Genomic DNA, 20,271 nt, shown 5'->3' with positions numbered 1-20,271 from the left:
TCCACTTTGTTACCAAAGGTGAATTTTAGGGAACCGCTATTTTTTAAACTGTTTATGCTGGCGCGTCTATTTCGTCTTCTTCAATGCGTTTTTCTACATATTGAACGTCTTTCCTCGCGTTAAAGCGGTCTGCCTTTTCAAGGGTGACAATGATATTGTAATCCGGTATGCCGGCATATTTTTCATAACGGCCGCGTGGCAAGAGGAAGTTGCCTTCCGGGAAGTGAACTTGAACATTGCCGCGCGAGATCTCAACAAACTTTGCCCTTCCCTGGAAAACACCGAATCCATTGTAAAGAACGACTCCTTCACCTTCAGCTATGCTCAGTTCCCGGGCATCTTCAGCGTTCATTAATACATCATAGCGGCCAGCGCCCGTCAATGGATCCACTTCATTATAAACCATGGAGTTGAACTGCTTGCCACGTCGGGATGTAACAACGAATTGGCCTTCCTTTTTACTACCGATGTCAGGGATATCAACAGGAATGAGATTTCCTCGTCCATCCGGGGTAGGGCAAATACCATCCTCGCACAACCAGGCGCCGCCCCACTGAAATACATCGCCTGCATTTTTTAAGTGCTGGATACCGTCATAGTTAGGGTTGGCTAACGCAATTTCGTTGCGGATTTCCTGGGCGTTTTTGAAATCGACTGCATCTGCAGTTTCCGGTTTCACTCGCTTAGCAAGATCGAGGTAAATTTTCCATTCTTCACGCGCTTCCTCGATCTGATTCTTGTTTCCCGGAATTTCCGGGCTGAAATAAACCATACGTTCAGTTGAAGTGGATGTACCTCCGCCTTCCTGCTCGTAACGTGTCTTCGCCGGAAGGACTATGACAGCCTCCTTGGCATCGAGCAGGGTAGACGTGTTGAGGATGATATCTTGGTGGACACGAACTTCAAGTTCGGACAGTGCTTTTTCCACAAACTCGGGATCCGGCATCGTCTCCAGGAAATTGCCGCCTGACATATAGTAAAGTTTAATTTTCCGCTCATGATTTTCTGGGAGAACTATATTTTCCAGGGTGACACCAACTATATCTCCTTGCCATTCAGGCAGCTTGAATCCCCACAGTTTTTCAATCCGTTCTATATTTTCACCATAGAAATCTCCCCCTGGCAACACAAAGGGGTCTGCACCCATTTCTCCCGAGCCTTGTACAGAAGAATGGCCCCGGAAAGGCATTAAACCCGTATGTTTTCTACCTAGATGCCCACGCAATAAAGCAAGGTTGACTACCTGGGAGATATTATCCGTGGCAAAGGAATGCATCGTTAAACCCATAGCCCATGCATAAACAGCGTTTTTGCTATTCGCAAGCAACACGGCCAATTCAACGATCCGCTCCTTTGTAACTCCCGAAGACTTTTCAATTTCTTCCCATGATTGTTGCTGGACATGTGCCACTAACTCGGAGTAGCCATTTACGTGCTCTTTGACGAATTCGTGGTTAATTGCCGAACCTTGCCTGATTTCCTCCATTTCAAACCAATGCTTCATAATTCCATGCATAAAGGCGATGTCGCCCCCGATATTCACTTGGTAAAAATCATCGGCAAGCTTTGTTCCGAACAAAGCAGATTCTATGTTCGAAGGGATCCAGTATTTATCCATGGCCGGTTCCCGATATGGATTAACGACGATTATTTTTGTGCCTTTTTTCTTTGCTTCGAGCATGTATTTTGAGGAAACTGGCGAACTGTTGGACGCAACGCTTCCCCAGAACAGAAGTACATCCGTACCAATCCAGTCAAGGTAGTTGGCGGTCGAAGCTCCGACACCAATAGAACGCTTCATTGCCGTCTTTGAAGGGGAATGGCAAATCCGGCTGGCATTGTCGATATTGTTCGTGCCGAGGAAACGAGATACCTTCCCCGCGACATAATAGGTTTCATTCGTAATTCCGCGCGCGGTCATGTAAAACGCAAATTGTTTCGGATCCAGCTTCTTCATCTTCCCAGCAATCATATTCATCGCATCGTCCCAGGTTATCCGTGAGAACCTACGCTCACCTTTCCTCCGAATCATCGGATAAGGAATCCTGCCGAGCTTGCGGAGCTCCGAACTGCTGTATTTCCTTAGTTCATCAATATCGGCATGAAGGATTTCAGGTTTAATTGCTCCGACTGTATTCAAGCGGAGAACGTTCAATCTAGTCGTGCAAATGTGAGGGCCTGTCAATGTCTGATCCTGAAGCCCCGACACTCCGAGTGCACAGCCGTCACACACACCCTTTGTCAGGATATTGGTGGCATACCCGAAATTGTCGCGGTTCTCCCATAGTGTTTTAACAGTATCACGTATATGTTTCGGCTTTACCTTGCCAAGCCCGAAAGGAATTGGACTGACCCAATGTTCCGGAGCTGGCATAGCCGCTTTTTTCTGAGGTCCTGGATGCTTCGTTTTTCCCATTTAAAACACTCCTATTTAAATCATAAATAAAAGCTTTCTGTAAAGAAAAAACCACCGCAAACACTGGAATTACAAAGAATTCCGGGTAAACGGTGGTTAGTCTTTAGCAGGAACGCTGCCAAGTGCCATACCTTCAAGTTAATTACAAAACTTTTTTTCTATGTCTTGATCAAAAACAAAAACTGACATTCCAAAGTCACGGTCGATATCAATATCGACGAAAACCTCAACAAACTTACAGCCAAGAAATTCTTCCATTTCCACAGGAGGGTTTTTTCGGTACATTTCCTTTACCATTTCGGTCCTGGCTGCCCGCAATGCCTGTTTACCCTCGTTTGCAGAAGCGATGAATTTCTCTACCGGCGAAAGATTCCCCTCCATTTCACAAATTGCCCAATTTTTGCAAAATGTCGTGGTAATTCTGCTTGGTCCTTTTCCCATATGCTTCTTCCGAAAGGAACGGACCAGATTACTAAACTCAGCTTCGTATTTATTCATAATTTCCCCCTACTCCCAGAGGCTCATAATGATTGGTATTTTACCATACGGAGCTCGATTAAAAAAGAAATCAAGATGCAAGCTTCTTTTGCTCGATTTGTTTACGCAACTTGCGTATGTCAAAGCGGATCACGATTGATACGACAAGTGCAACGACAAACAGCCCTGCGAAATAGGTAAGGCTCGCTGCATAGCTTTGCGTTTTATCAAACATCCATGCTGCAAACATCGGGCCAGCCAACCCTGCCGCCGCCCATGCTGTAAGAATATAACCATGAATCGCACCAAGCTGTTTCGTTCCAAACAAATCTCCTATGTAGGCAGGAATGGAAGCGAAACCGCCACCGTACATCGTGTAGACAATCGCCAGCATGATTTGGAACAACAATGCATTTGTTGTATGTGGCAACAACGCAAACAAAACAATTTGAGTTGCAAAGAAAATGGTATACGTATTAGGACGGCCGATATAATCAGAAATGGATGCCCAGCCAAGGCGGCCGAAACCGTTGAATAGCCCCATTACTCCGACAAGCGCAGCTGCTCCGGCGGTTGTCAATCCAATACTTTCTTGCGACAGTGGCTTTGCAGCAGACAGGATTGCAATTCCGCACGTTACGTTAATGAATAGCATCATCCATAGATAATAAAAACGCTTCGTTTTGACAGCTTCATTAGCCGTTAACTGAGATAGATCCTGCTTAACTTTGGCTTTTCCGGACTCGACCTTTTCCTTGAATCCTTCAGGAAGCCAATTCACTGGAGGCTTTTCCAAATAAAGAGAAGATAATGTCATAATTGCAAGATAAGCAACTCCCAAGATAAAAAAGGTATTAGCAGTGCCAACAGATTTAATCAATGAATCCATGATTGGACTACTGATTGCAGCCGCGAAACCAAATCCCATGATCGCAAGTCCTGTTGCAAGGCCGCGCCTGTCAGGAAACCATTTTACAAGAGTCGAAACCGGAGCGATATAACCGACTCCCAGGCCAATGCCTCCCAGTACTCCATAGGTTATGTACAGTAACGGCAGGGAACCAAGATTTACTGCGATTCCTGAACCTATAATGCCTGCGCCGAAGAACGCGGCTGCAAGAAGCCCAGCCTTTCTCGGTCCATGCTTCTCGACAAAGTGGCCAAGGAAAGCAGCAGACAAGCCAAGGAACAAGATCGCTAGGCTGAAGGTGAATTGGACTTGCTTTGAATTCCAGCCAAATTGCTCCATTAAGGGATTTGTAAAGTTGCTCCAAGCATAGACAGAGCCAATGGAAATATGAATTCCCACAGCCGATGCAGCAATGAGCCATCGGTTTTTCGTTTTCATTTCTTACCTCCTCGTTGATTTTTTTCTGTATGGACTGTTTGTCTTTAGGGCAAATTGCAGCAAAAAAACCGCCAATCTGTCATGCATGCGAGAGGTCGCATGCAGAAAAAGACTGACGGTTAGGTTCCAGCAGGTTCGCTACTTTCAGACTAACAGTAATCGCTTTCAAATGTTCACACCTTAACCGAGAACAGGGTCGCTATTCCGAATCAAAATGTGACATTTTTGTGAACTTTACAAAAATATTACCATTTCACAAAGTCAAGCGCAACTCTTATGCTATTGATTTATCACTATGTGCATAGTAATTATTTTTCTTGTGAAAATGAATAGAATGTGATTAGATTTTAATAATTCAAAAATTTGTCATAGATTGGGGTGATGATAATGCTGGAAAGTATGAGCCAAAAATATCAAATAACCAAATATGCCGATGGACGTTTTCTAAATGTTGAAGATGTGATCGTAAACGAATTCCCTTTGACAGTGTTCGTCAATGAAGTCGAGTTTGCCACAATGGTCGTTACTCCTACCCATTTTGAAGAAATGGTTATCGGTTTTCTTGCATCGGAAGGGGTGATACGCACTTACAGTGACATACTATCGCTCAACATTGATGAAGATCGTGGATATGCCTATGTTGAATTGAAGGTGAATTCAACTACGAATCAGCAGTATTATTCTAAGCGGTTCATTGGCTCTTGCTGCGGGAAAAGCCGCCAGTTCTATTTCCACAATGACGCCCGGACAGCTAGAACGTCCATGTCAAAAACAAAAATAAGTGCATCCCAAAGTATTTATCTCATGAATGAAATGCAAAACAGCTCAGAGGTGTTTCAAGAAACCGGAGGAGTCCATAATGCCGCACTGTGCACACCGGATGAGATCATTGCTGTTCGTACCGATATTGGCAGGCATAACGCACTGGATAAATTATTCGGATATAGTATTTTAAACAATATTTCTGTAAGGGATAAAATTATTGTATTCAGCGGAAGAATCTCTTCTGAAGTGTTATTGAAAGCAGCGAAAATTGGGGTAGGAATCGTATTATCCAAATCAGCGCCGACTGATTTGGCAATCAAGCTTGCCCAGGATTTAAACATTACAGCTGTTGGCTTCATTCGTGGCGAGTCATTCAATGTCTATTCCTGTCCGGAAAGAATAGTAGATTAATTTAATCTTGGTGGATCATCTTTTTTATAGCAACTATATAGGTTGAATCAAAAATTTAAACTTACAGTAACCTTGCGGTTGATTTCCGCTCCAGGCACACGCTTTCCGCGGGGCGTCAGTGGAGCCTCCTCGGCGCTAGCGCCTGTGGGGTCTCCACCTTGCCGCTGCATCCCGCAGGAGTCGGTGCCCTCCGCTCCAATCAACTTACATTCCAAACTAAATTTGTAAAGTATTTATTTCAACCAATATAGTTCTCGTCAATTAATTTTCTTTCCGTCTTTTTGTATTCTAATATAGTATTTTTTTCGATAGATCTACAATTTTATCTATTCAAAACTTATTAGAGTTACATTTAACATTAAATCAACTTCTTAAAAATGCCCCGAGTGTATGTGACAACCCTCGGGGCATTTTGGTGATTTTTTTCATTAAAATTATCAATCTATATCTATGGAGCTGGACCCCCGAGGCATTAAACCAAATCATTAACGTCTGGGGGGACAGGAACCTCTATTACAAGAGGTCTCTTCTCAAATCCTCCGCGGACCTTGGAGACAGATAACCGGGTGCAACATCAAAAACAGTTTTTGCACCAGTTTGTCCTTCTTTATTTAATCGATAAGCGGCTCTAGCATATGCCACTAGTACACTAGCTGTAAATTCAGGGTTACTATCTAAGTTAAGGAAGTATTCGATAATTTGATTATTGTCGTTTCCTGTTTTTCCGCTTCGAATCACAAAACCGCCATGTGGTAATTTTGAGTGATTTTCTTTTAATTCTTCTGCTGTAATAAAGTTTACTTCTGTCTCATAGTCAGCAAAGTAGTTCGGCATTGTTTTAATATCGTGTTCAATTTTTGCCTTGTCATATCCTTCTAGTGCTACGACATAACAGACACGTCGGTGTTTTTCACCTGTAGATAAATGAGGATTAACTCCACTTTTGACCTTCATGATCGCTTCATCAATCGGTACTGTATACTGAACACCACCTGCTACACCCTCAACTCTGCGAATAGCGTCAGAATGCCCTTGGCTCAGTCCTTTCCCCCAGAACGTGTACGTTTCACCATTTGGCAAAATGGCTTCAGCCATTAAACGATTCAGTGAAAATAAACCTGGATCCCAGCCAACAGAAATAATGCTAGTCTTTCCGCTTTCCTTAGCCGCTTCATTAACTACACTAAAATATTCAGGAATCTTTGCATGTGTATCATAGCTATCGATTGTGTTAAACATTCTAGCAAAATATGGACCTTGGTCTGGAAGATCCGTTGCTGAACCACCACATAAGATCATCACATCGATTTTGTCCTTATATTCCTCTGCACTCGAAATAGGCAAAACCTCTACATTTGGTTCATTTACTGAAAGGGTTTCAGGTGCTCTTCTTGTAAAAATAGCCACAAGCTCCATATCTGAACACAGCTTGATTGCTTCAATCGTTCCTCTGCCAAGATTACCATAGCCTACAATTCCTACTTTAATTTGATTGCTCATACTCTTTCTCCATTTCTATCTTTTCTTTATTTGTTATTATAGGTTCACTTTCTAACATCTAATAAGTAGAATCTTATTCTATTTTAATATACTTTTCAATCGTATCGTCCTAGTAAATTCACTAAATTATTGGAAAAATAGTTATTTATTTTTGTATAACATAAATCAACTCTTCTCAAAACATCCACCTCAAACCAGCATTCTTCCGTTCGAATTAAATAAAGATTTTCGGTTCTTCACCACAAAAAGTGGTTTTCGCAAATATGTTGATTTACACTACAGGCGCTTCGCTTTCCGCGGGCAGTCCGGGAGCCTCCTCGGCCAAACCCACGCCTGCGGGGTCTCCCCTGGCCAGCTTTTCCCGCAGGAGTCTGCGCGCCTTCCGCTCCAATCAACATATAATTGAGGCATTTAATCCTAAACCAGCACTTACGGTGAAGAACCAGATTTTCAATTGAACCCCCACTTTATACCTTACTCGTTTCAAGAATGACCGTTTATTTTTCCGTATTTCTTCATATTTTTTTGGAAGTTAACGTCTTCGACATAGGAGAGTAGAGAAACCAGGAAAAGGATAGTGGAGAGGAGTAATGATTGAGAAATAAGGAAAAAAACAAAAAAAGGCAGTCTAATTCAGTTGTGAATTGGACTGCTAACTTGTGTGCGAATTAAGTTTTTGAACTCGAAAACCGAACCCGTTACCAAAAGAGTGAGGGGGGATGAAGAACCTACCAAGTTATACTTAGATGGTGTCCTTTATCACCGTAGACTCTTACTCCATTTTTGTTGGACCCATTTCGGGGTTTTGATAAGGCATCCTCCGCCATAGCCATAAGTTCATTCCTGCTAAGAGGAACCCCTAGAGCGATGGCAACATCCACAACAACCTTGTATTCGCCGCTTACTTCACTTGAAACCGTTCCTGCCATAGCGATATCAACAGGGAAACGACCACCATTGGAACAAGCTGCTACTGTAGGTGCGGGCATTTCGACATTATATCCATATTTAGAACAAACAGGGGCTACCTTTTGGTACAGAGCGTTGTTTCCCCAAGGATTAGACGGTGTTATTCCGCCTGATGAACCGCCTGAGCCACCGCTAGTTGTTGAACCCGAAGTAGGCTTCGATGCTGGTGTTGACGGGGTTTTGCTTCCACTGGAAGGTTTGCTACCAGTACCAGTCGCCGATTTAGAACCTGTGCCAGTAGAGTTGCTAGCCACTAGTTTTGCTTCCACTTCCGCTTCTGCTTTTGCTTTTGCTTCGGATTTAGCCTTTGCTTCAGCAACACGTTTTTCTTCGGCTAAACGATCAAGATAAGGTTTTTTCACAGCATTCAGGTTATTTGTTAGGGCTGTGTTGACTTCTTTTATCGAAATTGCGGATAAAATCTGTTCGATCTCCTTAATTTTCACATCGATTTCTTTGGAAGTTGCTTTCTTGCCGATAAGGTTAGCAAGAGTAGAGATTTCCTCGTTTAACGTGAGGGAATTTTCTACACCTCCAATAAGAGTAACGTCATCTTTAATAACATTCTTACCAAAGCCTTCTTTCCAGCCAGTAGGCAGGGATGACATGACCGTTGCTTTTTTCTCCGTCAGTGATTTGAACTCTACGAACTTACTTTCCAAATCCATTGATAGTGGATTGGCAGTTAGGAAGGAACGGAACTCGTCAGCTGATTGGTTCAGCTTGTATCCTTCTTTCACAGCCAAGAGGATGGTTTCCGCTTCCGTTAGGACAATATTAACTTTATCAAGGCGTTTCTGGAACTCGGCAACCTTATCCTTATCTTTTACTTCTTTAATTAATTTCCCGCCTTTTTCATAAGCGGTTTGTACCTCGCTGAACAGTATCTCGTCAGGTACGGAGTAGGCTTTTTCACTCAAGGTTTCGACACGTTTGTTATAGTCCAATTCGACCTTCAGCTTTTCATTCAACTTCTCAGCCTTGCTAATGCCATCTTCTGCTTCCTCAACGACTTTCCCTTGACTGCATCCTGACAACAAAAGGAACAGTGCTACAATTACGAACAGTTTTCTGCTCATCTCTTTCCTCCCCTTCTACGTTTAGTGTAATTGTTTTTCTAAAGGGGAGTTATGGGTTTAGTGTCAAAATTAGGGCTTTTTTGTAAAATTCGATACGCTATTGGGTGATAAAATTATTTTAATTCAAGACTCTATTCCCCTAGTCGTTGAAGCCAAGTTAACCCAATAAGATGTTAAAGGTACTTTAGGGACGGACGATCAAAATGAGACCAAAGGGACGGTTCCATCGGCTTTTAGTTCCGGTGTAATTATTTCTTCTTTACTATATGTTTGGCAAATGAACAGGAAAATTTCATCAAAGAAGGCAACTGCCATAATGGTTAGTTGCCTTCTTTGTTATTTATCCAATTCAATTTTTTTATTAACATAATCACAAGCGTTACCACATATCAGACTCCAAATTCTGATTTGCCTTTGCTTTCTTTTTCTCCATTTCGTATTTTCTGCAGAGCCTTCTTTATATCAGCCAGTTCAAGTTTTGATAGCGTATCGTCATCGGCCAGAGTAATATCCTCCATCATGGAGAGCCTCAATGACTGGGCCTGGATTGCCTCTTCAATTAGATTCGCCGCAAACCTGCCATTTCCTGAAACCTGCTTATCCTGAAGAGATTCAAGGATATAGTTCCCAGAGTCCGGTGAAAGCCTGTACTGATAAGTTTCTGCATAGTTAATCATTATTTGAAGGAGTTCCTCTGGATTGTAATCAGGAAAATGGAAGAATTTTTTAAAGCGGGACCTTAACCCAGGGTTAAATTCAAGCAGTGCTTCCATTTGTTTCGGGTATCCTGCAAGGACAATAACGAGATTTTCATTATGCCTAGTCATTTCATCGACTAGTGTTTCAATAGCCTCCTTGCCGAAGTCCCCTCCAGATGTGCTAAGCAATGAATAGGCTTCATCAATGAACAGGACCCCTCCGAGTGCATCGCGGACTTTCTTTCTCGTTTTCTCAGCTGTCTGGCCGACATAGCTGGCGACAAGGTCCGCTCTGCTGGCAATCACCAAATGGCCGCGCTTTAGAAAGCCGTTTTCTTTTAAAATTTCCGCATATATTTTTGCTACCGTTGTCTTTCCTGTACCAGGGTTTCCGGTAAACACTGAATGCAGCTGTACGGGGACCGTGGGCAGGCCGCTGTCCCTCCTCATTTGCTGGAGCTTGACGAAGGCTGCCAGGGTTTTCATTTCACCCTTTAAGGAATCCAACCCAATCAGGCGGTCCAGTTTTTCAAGAGGCCGGTTGCGGTTTTCCTGGACTGGCAGCTTGAAGTCGTTTCCGTCTAGAATAGAGAAACGAAGAATGTCTAACACATTGTCATCTTTCGCTGCTCCTTTTCGAAAAATCGCCTCTAGAACGAGGTTATGAACAGTTCTTGCGTTCCCGAATGTTTCGTCTACTCTTTCACGTTCAAGCCGTTCCTCTAATGCGTTCTTTGCGGATCTTGTTAAAAGATAGTCATTGTCCTCAGCAATTTTCTCACCAATTGTAACAAGTTCCTTATTTGTATAATCGCGAAGAAAAATATGGTTTGATTGGGGGAATCGGCTTCGAAGGCCCGGATTCGCATCAAGGAAAATCCTCATTTCTTCAGGATATCCGGCCAGGATAACTGCGAACTTTCCACCAAATTCCTCACCGGTCATCAATGTAACGAGTGTATCAATTGCGGCTTGTCCATAATCATTGCCGGTTTGGCCCTCCCGTTTAAGGCTATAGGCTTCATCAATGAACAACACTCCTCCAACAGCCTTACTGACAATTGCACGAACATTTTCCTCCGTTTGGCCAACATATGATCCTACCAGCTGTGATCTATTTGTTTCAATGACCTCTTCCCTTGGCAAAATGCCAAGCTCATGGAAAATTCTTGCCAAAAGCCTGGACAAGGTTGTTTTTCCCGTACCCGGGTTCCCGGTTAGGACAAAATTCAGGCTAAGCTCATCTTTCATCTGGAAGCCCATGTCCTTACGCTTTTTTTGAAACTTAAGGTACTGATAATAATCCTTGACGCGGCCTTTGACAGTTTCAAGGCCTATCATCTGATTTAATTCATCAATCGCATTTACTTTAGCTTCATTTTCTTGCTCTGACGTTTCAGCGAATAGGCTGGCCCATTCTTTTTTTATTGCCTCTACCTGCTCAAGTCTAGCGGACAGTTCTTCCATATATGCCGCTGTGTGAAAAACCCCTGTAATCGATTGGTCGTATTCCTCAGCAGCTTTTAAAAGTTGGCTAGTTGATTTGATTGCATCCAGCATCAAGTTATAAAGCTTTGCCTGTATTGGGTCCACTACGCCATGATGCCAGTTGTCCAGTTGATCAAGCTGATCATCAGCCTGTTCAAGGAAATTACGGCAGATCATTATATATTCCTCAGCGATTTTCTTCTTTGTCGTCCGATTATCCGTTTCCCTGATAAGTGGAAAATCCAATGAGTCCAAAAATGGTGCTGCCGTCCGCCAGGTAGATTTGTTCAAAAATTCCTGTGCTTCAGGATTAGCTGGGTCAAGCTCAGCAGCATGCTTCATCCAGACCATTCCAAGCCGTTCCCTTTTGTCTTTTTGGAAGCGCGACTTCGCAGCCATCACGAGCAGCCGGCCAATTTCCTTTGCGCTTAGTGTTTGCTCATGCTCCATTATATAAGCGAGGATTTCTACCTCGTCATCGATGTACCCTTTTTGGTCCAGTTCATTTTTCCATTTTGTTTGCTCCTGCATAGTTCCTCACTTCTGTTTACTGTTTTTTACTATCGTACCATATCAGACACGGGGTTACGAAAGGCTGGGGTTAAAAGGAACATGAACTCGATTTTAAGAGCCGGGACGGTATCCTTTATTTGTATTTCCTCAAACTTACCACAGAAAAAAAAGTGGGCCTGGCACTCCCCGAGTTTTCTTCTTTCAAAGAATGTTCCACAAACACAAAAAATGCATGGCAACTAGTGTAGCAATCCTTTCTAACACTGTTGTCATGCACCAATCAGTTTATTTACCTTTTAAACTTAACCTTGAAACGCACTCGACATGTCTGGACTGCTGATTGTAGAAAAAACTTAATGGATTGATGTAGCCGTGTTCACCCTTATTACATCATGCCGCCCATTCATTTTGGCTTAAAACAGGAAAAAATTCGATTAAAATTCTCTTTTATCATATGGCTTTTATGGTTTGTTCATGAAATGGACTCTAATGGTTTTTAAAGAGGAGGAGGACAAAAACAAGAGATTGAAACTCACCTACCGGTCGCATAATGTCTTAATCCCTTCGAGAACTATCAGGAGCAAAAACATCCATGAAGAGCCTGTTTTTACTGACTTTTCTTTAATTAATGAAAAACCCCTAATGCATGGTTCTATATGCTTTGTGGACACACAGTGGTAAAAAGGAATACAAAAGGCATGACCATAAAAAGGAAAAATCTCCTTTAACAAAAAAGCCCAAATATAACCAACCAAGACTGAAATACTATTTCAGATAGGACAAAATGCGAAAGCCCTCCAAAAAGGGAAAGGGCTTTCGCAATTAATTAATTATGGATTTTTCTAAAGAAAAAGTATCCACGGTAGTCCGAAAACTCTGCTCAATTTGTCTTACTAACTCATACAACTCAATATCAGGCAGGTGGTTGTATAGGATTACAACTTTTCCAATTTTATTGATTGTAATGACATAATCATTACTTTGTGTAATAACCAAACCTCCTAAATCTTGAAGGTTTGAATATTTATTTTTGAGTTCTTCCTTTACATCTTCAAAATTTAAATCTATATATATTGATTTGGGAGTGAATGAAAGTTGTTCCTTAAACATTTCCACCATCTCCTTTTCCTTCACCTTTTATTTCGTTAACCAAGGTATTGAAATCTTCGCAACATGCATAATGGAGGGAGACATCATGTATACTTGGGGATTTTATGTACAAATAGCCGGTCGCATCATTTATGTATTTCTCAAGAATATCATGTTTAAAGTCGTCTTTTGATATTCGCCCGGATGCTTTTAGGTCACTAAATTCTTTTCTCATGTAACTAATATTTGAAAATACTTTAGTCTTTTCCCCCAGTTTTGCTAAACCACTACTATATACATTATAATTACCCAAGTTTTGGTGGAAATCCATTTTTTTATCAAAATGGTCAAATTTGTCAGTAGCCAAACGCATCTACCCCATATTTATTCAATTTGGTTACAACTGATACTAACAAGGGATAAATTTTGTTACGCTCTTCATCGTACCCCTTTGGTTCTCTTTGGTGGATCCTTACTAATTCTTGAAAATCAGATTTAAGGTCTTCCGGTAAAACATATATAAAACTTCCTACCCTTTGTAATTCAGAGCGCAGCTTCTCGTAATTAATATTATTTTCATCTAAAGAATATTCATAAATAAGTACAAATAAGCTTGAATTGTTTAGTGTTAACCAGCTTAGAACCGATTGCCTGTACTTAATTCTTTCTCTTTTCTCAGTTAAAATCTGATTTACCACCAACACTATTACAGTTATAAGTGCTCCGAACAGAGTATGAACAATTTTTGAATCGTACCATGGAGTAGATTGAACTGTATTTGCTGCCGCTAAAATTAAAATCATTACTTAATCCTCTTCAATGTGTCCTAATTTTATGGCAGTTAAGATGGATATTAATTTATCAGATTCGTTTAAGTAAAAATCAATTATTTCTTCATTTAGCTGGTAGACACCTTCGTTTATGGATTTTATTGCTGCAGTAGATAAAAGGGATATAATGGGTAGCAGTGTTCCAGGAGTGAACATAACATCTAGTCTTTTGCCATCAGCCCTTTGAAAGGATAGCTTATGTTCAGCACCTCCCGGTTCAATATTAGTCTCAGCAAAATTAAGCATAAAAGGATTTTTCATTTTTTGGATGTTGTTTTTCAAGAAGTAGCCATACTTCATTTTTAAAATATTTATTTCCTTGATAAATTTATCATCTGAATGTAAAAATGAATTGTCATCAGCCAAATAATTTAATAATGGGTTAGTGTCGATTTTGAAGACATCCCTCAAATGGCTATGAAGTTGATTCAGATGAAAGTCACGAGTAACATTGTATTTTAGATGTAATTCCAATATCTCAGTAAGTAGAGATAATGATCCTTTTTTTTGTCTTAATACATCTAGGGCCTCTAAAACTTGTTTTTCTAAAGTTTCCAATTTTCTTTCTCCAATCCTAAATTTTTTCATTTGTTGTATTTAACTCAATGTTATAAAATAATATCCATTCGGAATAACACCATTAATTGTAACAACATTCCACATTTTAATGTTGAAATCCTTTCATACAGACTTGACTTTTTGTCGACAATTTACGACAAAAGCCATCCCTAAATTCAGTTATCACATTTTATGAAGCCACAGAAGATGCAGAATAGGGAGAAGAAGAGAAGCCAAAGAAGCTAAAAGCAAGGTAGCTTCATCATCTTGGGCATTAAATGTATTTTATAGGGACCTTACAAATTCAAAAGCAAACCCACTCATTATTCTGGGTGTAAGGCTTCCATATACACTTGTAAGTCCTGACCGGTAGTTGATACGAGTGCATATCCGAATTTCATTTCCACAGCCTCTGTCCACCTTTTTTGGTTCTATAATATTACACCGAATTAAACCTAAGCTAAAGAGGATGTACTAAACAGTTTCAAAACTTTTGAGTAATGAAACTGGATAACCAAAAAAGGACACAAACATAATTGTCTGTGTCTTCAGTCGGAGTATTATATTGATATACTAAAAGAGAGTAAACTTGCCACCTAAAAGGCTTTATAGGCTTGATTAAAAATATCATTTCTTTTGTTTTTTTCCTAAAGTATTTCTGTAAACTCCATAACAGTTAAACTCTTGCCATCGTGGGAAAGTATGAAAACAATTCTCTTAGGTTCAGCCCTAGCAGTATGTAAATTAACTACAATATAAAAAGAACCAGTTTGTTTTGGAACCTTTATCATTTGGCCAATCCCACCGAAGAAGGGAAAGCAAATCCCTTTAAGAAGTGGAACATCTCTGGGTGCACAAAGGTATCTGTCAAATGTTTTCATGGTTACAGTTTGCCCCTCAAGGGGTAATTGAGTTTCCGGTTTTTCAGTAAAGCTCGAAAAACCGCTAGGAAGATTAAGCCTTGAGTCAAAGAACATTCTAATTGACGTATATTCAGCAGGAATAATGGAGTCGTTACTCATAAGTATTTGTACGCTAACTGGATTAGAAAAAGATCCTAGCTCCGGAAAGAGTGGGTCTTGACAATCCAACTTAATATTGAGTTTAAGGTTGGCTGACGTATGTCGATTCATTACATCCCTAACTTCATATTCTTCCATGGGTTCTGACTTAAAATTATAGCGTTTGAAGTATTTTTTTTCAATGTTGGCCATATGAGGTGCGAGTGTACTCTGTGGGATATATACTACATAAATCACATTTCCATTAGGTAATGGAATCTGATTAATTAATATATTTGGTATGCGTCTTTCTATTGTTCCTGAAATTACATCTTCAAGCCATTCTTTGGTTATTACTTTCGGGTCACTGCCATTATCAATATCTGTAGGGTAGCATTTATCCTCTTTAACCCCATAAATTAATGTGCCTCCAGCTGAATTGGCAAATGCTGAAACGTGTTTGCTAATTCCTTTTTTGCTTTCTTCATTTTTCTGAAGTGCACCACTTTGTTTATAGTCCAGGCTTATACTCTCTTTAACTTGATTATCAATCAACTCTTGTATATCATCTACAGTGGTCCATTCCCAAGGGTTTTTACTCAATGTTAATCGCCTCCCAACTCCTTATAGGTTTTATCCGCTTCTGCATACAAATCATGGTTGATGTATTCATATGAAATTTCTTTTCCGTCGAAAGGCATATTGCATTCGGCTAGAAGCTCATTAGTTTCCTTTACAATGGTTGTAATTAAAAGGTATAAGAGTTTGATTTCTTCCTTTTGAAGAACTTCTTTATCCCGGTTACTTATATCTGGTTTTTAATATTTTTTATGGATATATCTGTAGGCAACTGCCAATTTCAAAAGCCTTTGCGATGCAAATATTTGTTTTTCAATAATTGTTTTAACAATCTTTTCTTAATTATTTTCGCTAAAATCATTCATGACTTCCTCTTCAATCGAGTGAAGGTTAATCATTGTTACTCTTTTTAAGTGTATCTCTAAGAACGGGGCTTCGATTATTCCTATATTAAAATCCTTAAAGGTCCGAAAATAGTATCTAAAGTATTCAGATTGAATAACAATCCCATAGACCTCAAAATAAAGTTCCTTTAACTGCTCATAATTGTGTTTTCTTTTGAATTCTTTCTTATCTTTTAGGTTCGCTAATACTGGTGACAAGAACAAAGTTATGACAGCAACTATTGCTGTTATTGTCACGCTTATGATTGGAATATAATTTCGCATTAACCCTCCTTTCTTCCTATTAATTCGGCAAAAAGGGCTACTATCCTCTTAAATGTTTTCCTTAAAAAGATAAATTACATAAATAAACTAATTATTTTATTGAAATCTTTGATAGTTATGTATTGAGGTCAGCTTTCTTGTATAATTGTCAACGAAGGGAAGATGAAAATGCTTTTTATACGATTTGGTAATCAAGAAATACCATATACACTAACAAGAAGTAATCGTCGTAAGACCTTAGGTATTTCCGTCGGCCAGTATGGGGTGTCGGTTGTTTCACCTCCCAATGTTCCTTTTGATAAAATCGAATCTACTTTGTATAAAAAAGCTGGATGGATTGTTCGTCAGCTTACGGATCTCGATGAAATGAAGACTGCTGTTCAGGTGAGGCGTTTTGTATCAGGGGAAAAACTGCCTTATCTAGGACGTAATTATCGGCTTAAAGTAATAAAGGCCGATACTTATACATCTAGCTTTCGGTTTTACCAAGGTCAATTTCTAGCTGAACTTCCTAAGGAAATATCCGTTCAAAATCATCGGGAGGTTTTACTACCGCTTTATATTAATTGGATAAAAGAACGAGCTTTGCTGTATACAAGAGAGAGGATAAAAAGATTCACTATAAAGCTTCAGGCCGAACCAATAGGAATAACCATTAAAGACCAGGAACAACGATGGGGCAGTTGTACCCCTGCTGGAAATATCCTTTTAAATTGGAGGATTTTCCTGGCACCCGCATCTGCTATTGATTACGTCTTGGCGCATGAACTTGTACATCTCAAAATCATGAACCACTCAAAGGAGTATTGGGAAACGTTAAGGATGCTGCTCCCTGACTATGAGAAACGGAAAGAATGGTTACGGATGAACGGAGGAACGTTAGACATATAAAGGACCAGAATCCTAAGGGAGACTGGTCCTTATTTGTTACTGTATTGTACTTCGGCCAAAGCCGAAAAATAACCTACAAGCATGGAGGCATCACTCATAGACATCTTTTTCTTCAAAAGGAGAATTTTCAAATCAGCGTTCAATCTGCGTTTGAAGTCGTTCTTGCTTGTCCAATCAGGAATCTTTGTTACTCGTTCCTCAATAAACTTGTGGACCTCGACTGCATAGTCCTTCAGTTCATCAACAGGTCTGGCACCTTCATACACTTCAAGGAACTTGTTGTAGTACGGTTCCTCATATGAGCTTAAGCCGCTAGAAGTTTTCCCTTGAACCTTGGTAACAAGCTCTTCCCTAGCATCATAAAACTTATTCAAAAGCTCATAAATATCCATTTGCCGCTCTTTAAACCTGGCAATCAAGTCCTCTACCTTTTGTTTCAAAGACGTATAGAAAACCTCGTCCTCATCCATCCGTACGGAAATCTCACGTTTGATTGCATGCTCAATCTGGGCAGCCTTTGTTTCTGGCAATTCGTTCTTTTCTACTTCCTCTTTAAACGAGGCATAAAGAATCGAAACGGGTTCGCGTACTTCAATGCCTTCCGCCTTCAAGCTGGTATAAATGATATTACGCACCTTTTCACCACAATCGGAAATGTCCATACCGTCATCTACGATAAACCGCGACTTAGCCAACTGACGAATGACTCCTAAGTGTTTCAGGTCAGAAACAAACGGTTCAGCTTTAGGGCTTGGCATCACTTTATCCATGCTTTGTGCAAATCGTTTAAAGGAAATTTCAAACTCAGCTCTTACACCCTCGTCCGCAAGCCGAAGCACACTCTCCTCACGCTGGGACCTCTGGAGCCCGTCAAAAAAGCGCATCGCGGACCTATGCCTTTGCTCTAGGCGGGGAAGTTCTTCATCAATTGACTGCAGCGCCCCTTTAACATCGTTCGAACTAAAAATTTCAAGCGCCTGATCCAGGAATCGAGAAACCCCAAAGTAATCAACAATCAGCCCGTATGTTTTGTTTTCATCATACCTCCGGTTGGTCCTTGCAATGGCCTGTAGCAAATTGTGCTCGCGAAGCGGTTTGTCTAAATACATGACCTGCTCAATAGGTGCATCGAATCCGGTCAGCAGCTTATCACAGATAATGAGCATCGCAAGCTTGTCTTCGGTAAAAGGCCGTTTGAACCGCTCAATCAAAGCCTTTTCTTCTTCCTTCGTAATATGGTGCTTTCTGAGTTTTTCTTTATCATTGGGGCCAGCAGAAATAATGACGGCTGTCTCAAACTGCCCGGCAGCAAATTCATCAATCAGTTCCTTATATCTCACAGCTGCAGCCCTGGACACCGCTACCACCTGGGCCTTATAGCCATTTACAAGAATATGGGATTCGAAGTGGCGGACAATATCAAGGGCAATTTCCCGCATCCGTTCAGGCGCTGTTAGGATTAACTCTTCATTAACATGTTTCTGCTTAATTTTCTCGCGTGTATCTTCATCGTATTCAAAAAACACCCGGTTGAAAATTTCGTCTAGAGAATCGCCTTTTACATGGACTTTCGGCAGGCGTGATTCATAAAAAATCTGAACTGTGGCCCCATCCTCTACCGCCTGTTCAATCGTGTATTTATCAATATAGGAACCAAATTTCTTCGTTGTCGAACGTGTCTTTTTATCAATTGGCGTTCCGGTAAAGCCAATGAAGGTTGCATTTGGAAGTGCCTTCCTCATGTTCATAGCGAGGCCTTTGTATTGAGACCGGTGCGATTCATCCGTCATTACGATAATATTTTCGGCTTCAGAGATGATAGGGAAAATAACGTTACCTTCTTCATCCTCCGCACCCTGGAACTTTTGAATCAACGTCATAACCGTGGTTCCAGGTCCTTTTGATAAAAGAAGTTTCAAGTCGGCAACAGAAATTGCCTGAGTCGGATTCGGGAAACCGCAATTCTGGAACGTCTTCGTTATCTGGTCATCGAGATCCTGGCGGTCAGTTACAATGACTAGCATCGGGTTTTGTAGGCTTTCGACCCGGCGAAGTTTCATAGACAAATAAACCATGGTTAAAGACTTCCCAGACCCCTGCGTATGCCAAACAACCCCGCCTCGAAGCGAAGGTTTGTCCTCAGTCTTGATTCGTTCGAGCGCTTTATTGACAGCTCGATATTGCTGGTAACGGGCTAGCTTTTTTACCTTCCCGTCAAAAACAATAAAATTCCTCATCAAATCTAGAACTGCTTCCTTTCTCAGTGTTCCGGCAACAAGGATATCTTGAGCGCGGCTACTTCCCACTTCCTCCAAGGTGAGAGGATAAGGATCCTTCCAAAGACCATAATGTTGCGGGTGGGCCATTATTGTTCCTATACGCGTCCTGTCTCTACTTGTTACAATGAGGATTTGGTTATACCAGAACAGTTTTTCATGGGTCTCCTGATACCGGTCAAACTGACGAACCCCTTCCGGTAATTGCTGGTCCCATTTCAACTTGGGGCTTTTACACTCCACTATGATTAATGGCAGGCCGTTGACATAGATGACGATATCCGGGCGAATTGTTCCATTCGCATTGGTATACGAAATCTGGTTCACCACTAGGAAATCATTGTTGGCTATTTTTTCAAAATCAATCAACCTGACAGTCTGGTTCTTCTTGCCGCCGCCCAAATCTTGCAGTACTGATATCCCTTGACCAAACAGCCAGTTATACAATGTCCTATTGGCGTCAAGCAAATCCTCGGCTTGGAAAGAGACAAGTTGCTTTACGACCTTTTTAATGTTTGCCTCGCTAATCCAGGGATTCAGCTTCCTTATAGTTATTGTTAAGCGACCTTCCAAAACAAAACTGCCACGTCCCTTCCGTTCAGGGTCCAAATCCAAGCCTTTTATATAGGCATAACCGTAGTTTTGAAGCTGTTCAATAAACGGCAGTTCCACTTCTGTATATTCCAAAGGTTCCATCATTCTCACCTCCTATAAG

The 20,271-nt window shown here is 40.9% G+C and carries 15 protein-coding genes; 2 read left to right on the top strand and 13 right to left on the bottom strand.

Annotated elements, in window-relative coordinates; translation table 11 throughout:
• Positions 1-52: 52 nt before the first annotated feature.
• From RB160_RS12420 to RB160_RS12410, 3 genes are all read right to left on the bottom strand, one after another.
• Positions 53-2,416, bottom strand: coding sequence for an FdhF/YdeP family oxidoreductase (locus tag RB160_RS12420; RefSeq protein ID WP_316570689.1), 2,364 nt, complete (start codon positions 2,414-2,416; stop codon positions 53-55).
• 138 nt (positions 2,417-2,554) lie between these two features.
• Positions 2,555-2,914: a Na-translocating system protein MpsC family protein gene (locus RB160_RS12415; protein ID WP_115452114.1), complete on the bottom strand. Its 360-nt coding sequence runs from the start codon at positions 2,912-2,914 to the stop codon at positions 2,555-2,557.
• A 70-nt stretch (positions 2,915-2,984) separates the two neighbouring features.
• Positions 2,985-4,241, bottom strand: coding sequence for an L-lactate MFS transporter (locus tag RB160_RS12410; RefSeq protein ID WP_316570688.1), 1,257 nt, complete (start codon positions 4,239-4,241; stop codon positions 2,985-2,987).
• A gap of 387 nt (positions 4,242-4,628) precedes the next feature.
• On the opposite strand from RB160_RS12410, the gene fdhD reads away from it, so the two are divergent.
• Entirely contained in the window at positions 4,629-5,417 is a 789-nt protein-coding gene (fdhD, locus tag RB160_RS12405) for a formate dehydrogenase accessory sulfurtransferase FdhD (protein ID WP_316570687.1), read from the top strand.
• A 513-nt stretch (positions 5,418-5,930) separates the two neighbouring features.
• Here the strand turns inward: fdhD and RB160_RS12400 are convergent.
• The 9 genes from RB160_RS12400 to RB160_RS12360 all read right to left on the bottom strand — a co-directional run bounded on the left by RB160_RS12400 (position 5,931) and on the right by RB160_RS12360 (position 16,389).
• A complete protein-coding gene (locus RB160_RS12400; RefSeq protein WP_316570686.1) occupies positions 5,931-6,917 on the bottom strand; it encodes a diaminopimelate dehydrogenase in 987 nt (328 codons plus the stop codon).
• 728 nt (positions 6,918-7,645) lie between these two features.
• A complete protein-coding gene (locus tag RB160_RS12395) occupies positions 7,646-8,965 on the bottom strand; it encodes a hypothetical protein (protein ID WP_316570685.1) in 1,320 nt (439 codons plus the stop codon).
• Positions 8,966-9,354: 389 nt separating this feature from the next.
• Positions 9,355-11,682 carry an AAA family ATPase gene (locus tag RB160_RS12390; RefSeq protein WP_316570684.1) on the bottom strand — a complete coding sequence of 776 codons (2,328 nt, stop codon included), beginning with the start codon at positions 11,680-11,682 and terminating at the stop codon, positions 9,355-9,357.
• Positions 11,683-12,486: 804 nt separating this feature from the next.
• A complete protein-coding gene (locus tag RB160_RS12385; RefSeq protein WP_316570683.1) occupies positions 12,487-12,774 on the bottom strand; it encodes a hypothetical protein in 288 nt (95 codons plus the stop codon).
• Complete coding sequence (locus RB160_RS12380; protein WP_316570682.1) at positions 12,767-13,120, bottom strand: hypothetical protein; 354 nt, start codon at positions 13,118-13,120, stop codon at positions 12,767-12,769. The genes RB160_RS12385 and RB160_RS12380 overlap by 8 nt, the downstream gene beginning before the upstream one ends.
• Complete coding sequence (locus RB160_RS12375; protein WP_316570681.1) at positions 13,110-13,556, bottom strand: hypothetical protein; 447 nt, start codon at positions 13,554-13,556, stop codon at positions 13,110-13,112. Before RB160_RS12375 ends, RB160_RS12380 begins: the two co-directional genes overlap by 11 nt.
• 3 nt (positions 13,557-13,559) lie before the next feature.
• The gene (locus RB160_RS12370; RefSeq protein ID WP_316570680.1) at positions 13,560-14,141 is read right to left on the bottom strand and encodes a hypothetical protein; all 582 of its coding nucleotides are present in this window, start codon (positions 14,139-14,141) and stop codon (positions 13,560-13,562) included.
• A 647-nt stretch (positions 14,142-14,788) separates the two neighbouring features.
• On the bottom strand, positions 14,789-15,745 hold the full coding sequence (locus RB160_RS12365; RefSeq protein WP_316570679.1) for an AlbA family DNA-binding domain-containing protein: 957 nt from the start codon (positions 15,743-15,745) through the stop codon (positions 14,789-14,791).
• Positions 15,746-16,059: 314 nt separating this feature from the next.
• Positions 16,060-16,389, bottom strand: coding sequence for a hypothetical protein (locus RB160_RS12360; RefSeq protein ID WP_316570678.1), 330 nt, complete (start codon positions 16,387-16,389; stop codon positions 16,060-16,062).
• Between the two features lie 168 nt (positions 16,390-16,557).
• Here RB160_RS12360 and RB160_RS12355 point away from each other — a divergent pair, with 168 nt between their 5' ends.
• Entirely contained in the window at positions 16,558-17,280 is a 723-nt protein-coding gene (locus tag RB160_RS12355) for a M48 family metallopeptidase (RefSeq protein WP_316570677.1), read from the top strand.
• A gap of 29 nt (positions 17,281-17,309) precedes the next feature.
• Here the strand turns inward: RB160_RS12355 and RB160_RS12350 are convergent, their stop codons facing one another.
• Complete coding sequence (locus RB160_RS12350) at positions 17,310-20,255, bottom strand: HsdR family type I site-specific deoxyribonuclease (RefSeq protein ID WP_316570676.1); 2,946 nt, start codon at positions 20,253-20,255, stop codon at positions 17,310-17,312.
• Positions 20,256-20,271 lie beyond the last annotated feature (16 nt).

It is taken from the genome of Neobacillus sp. YIM B06451 (genome assembly GCF_032667185.1).
Lineage (GTDB): Bacteria > Bacillota > Bacilli > Bacillales > Cytobacillaceae > Bacillus_D.
Note: the sequence above shows the minus strand (reverse complement) of the source record. Positions and strands in the feature narration are given on the sequence as shown.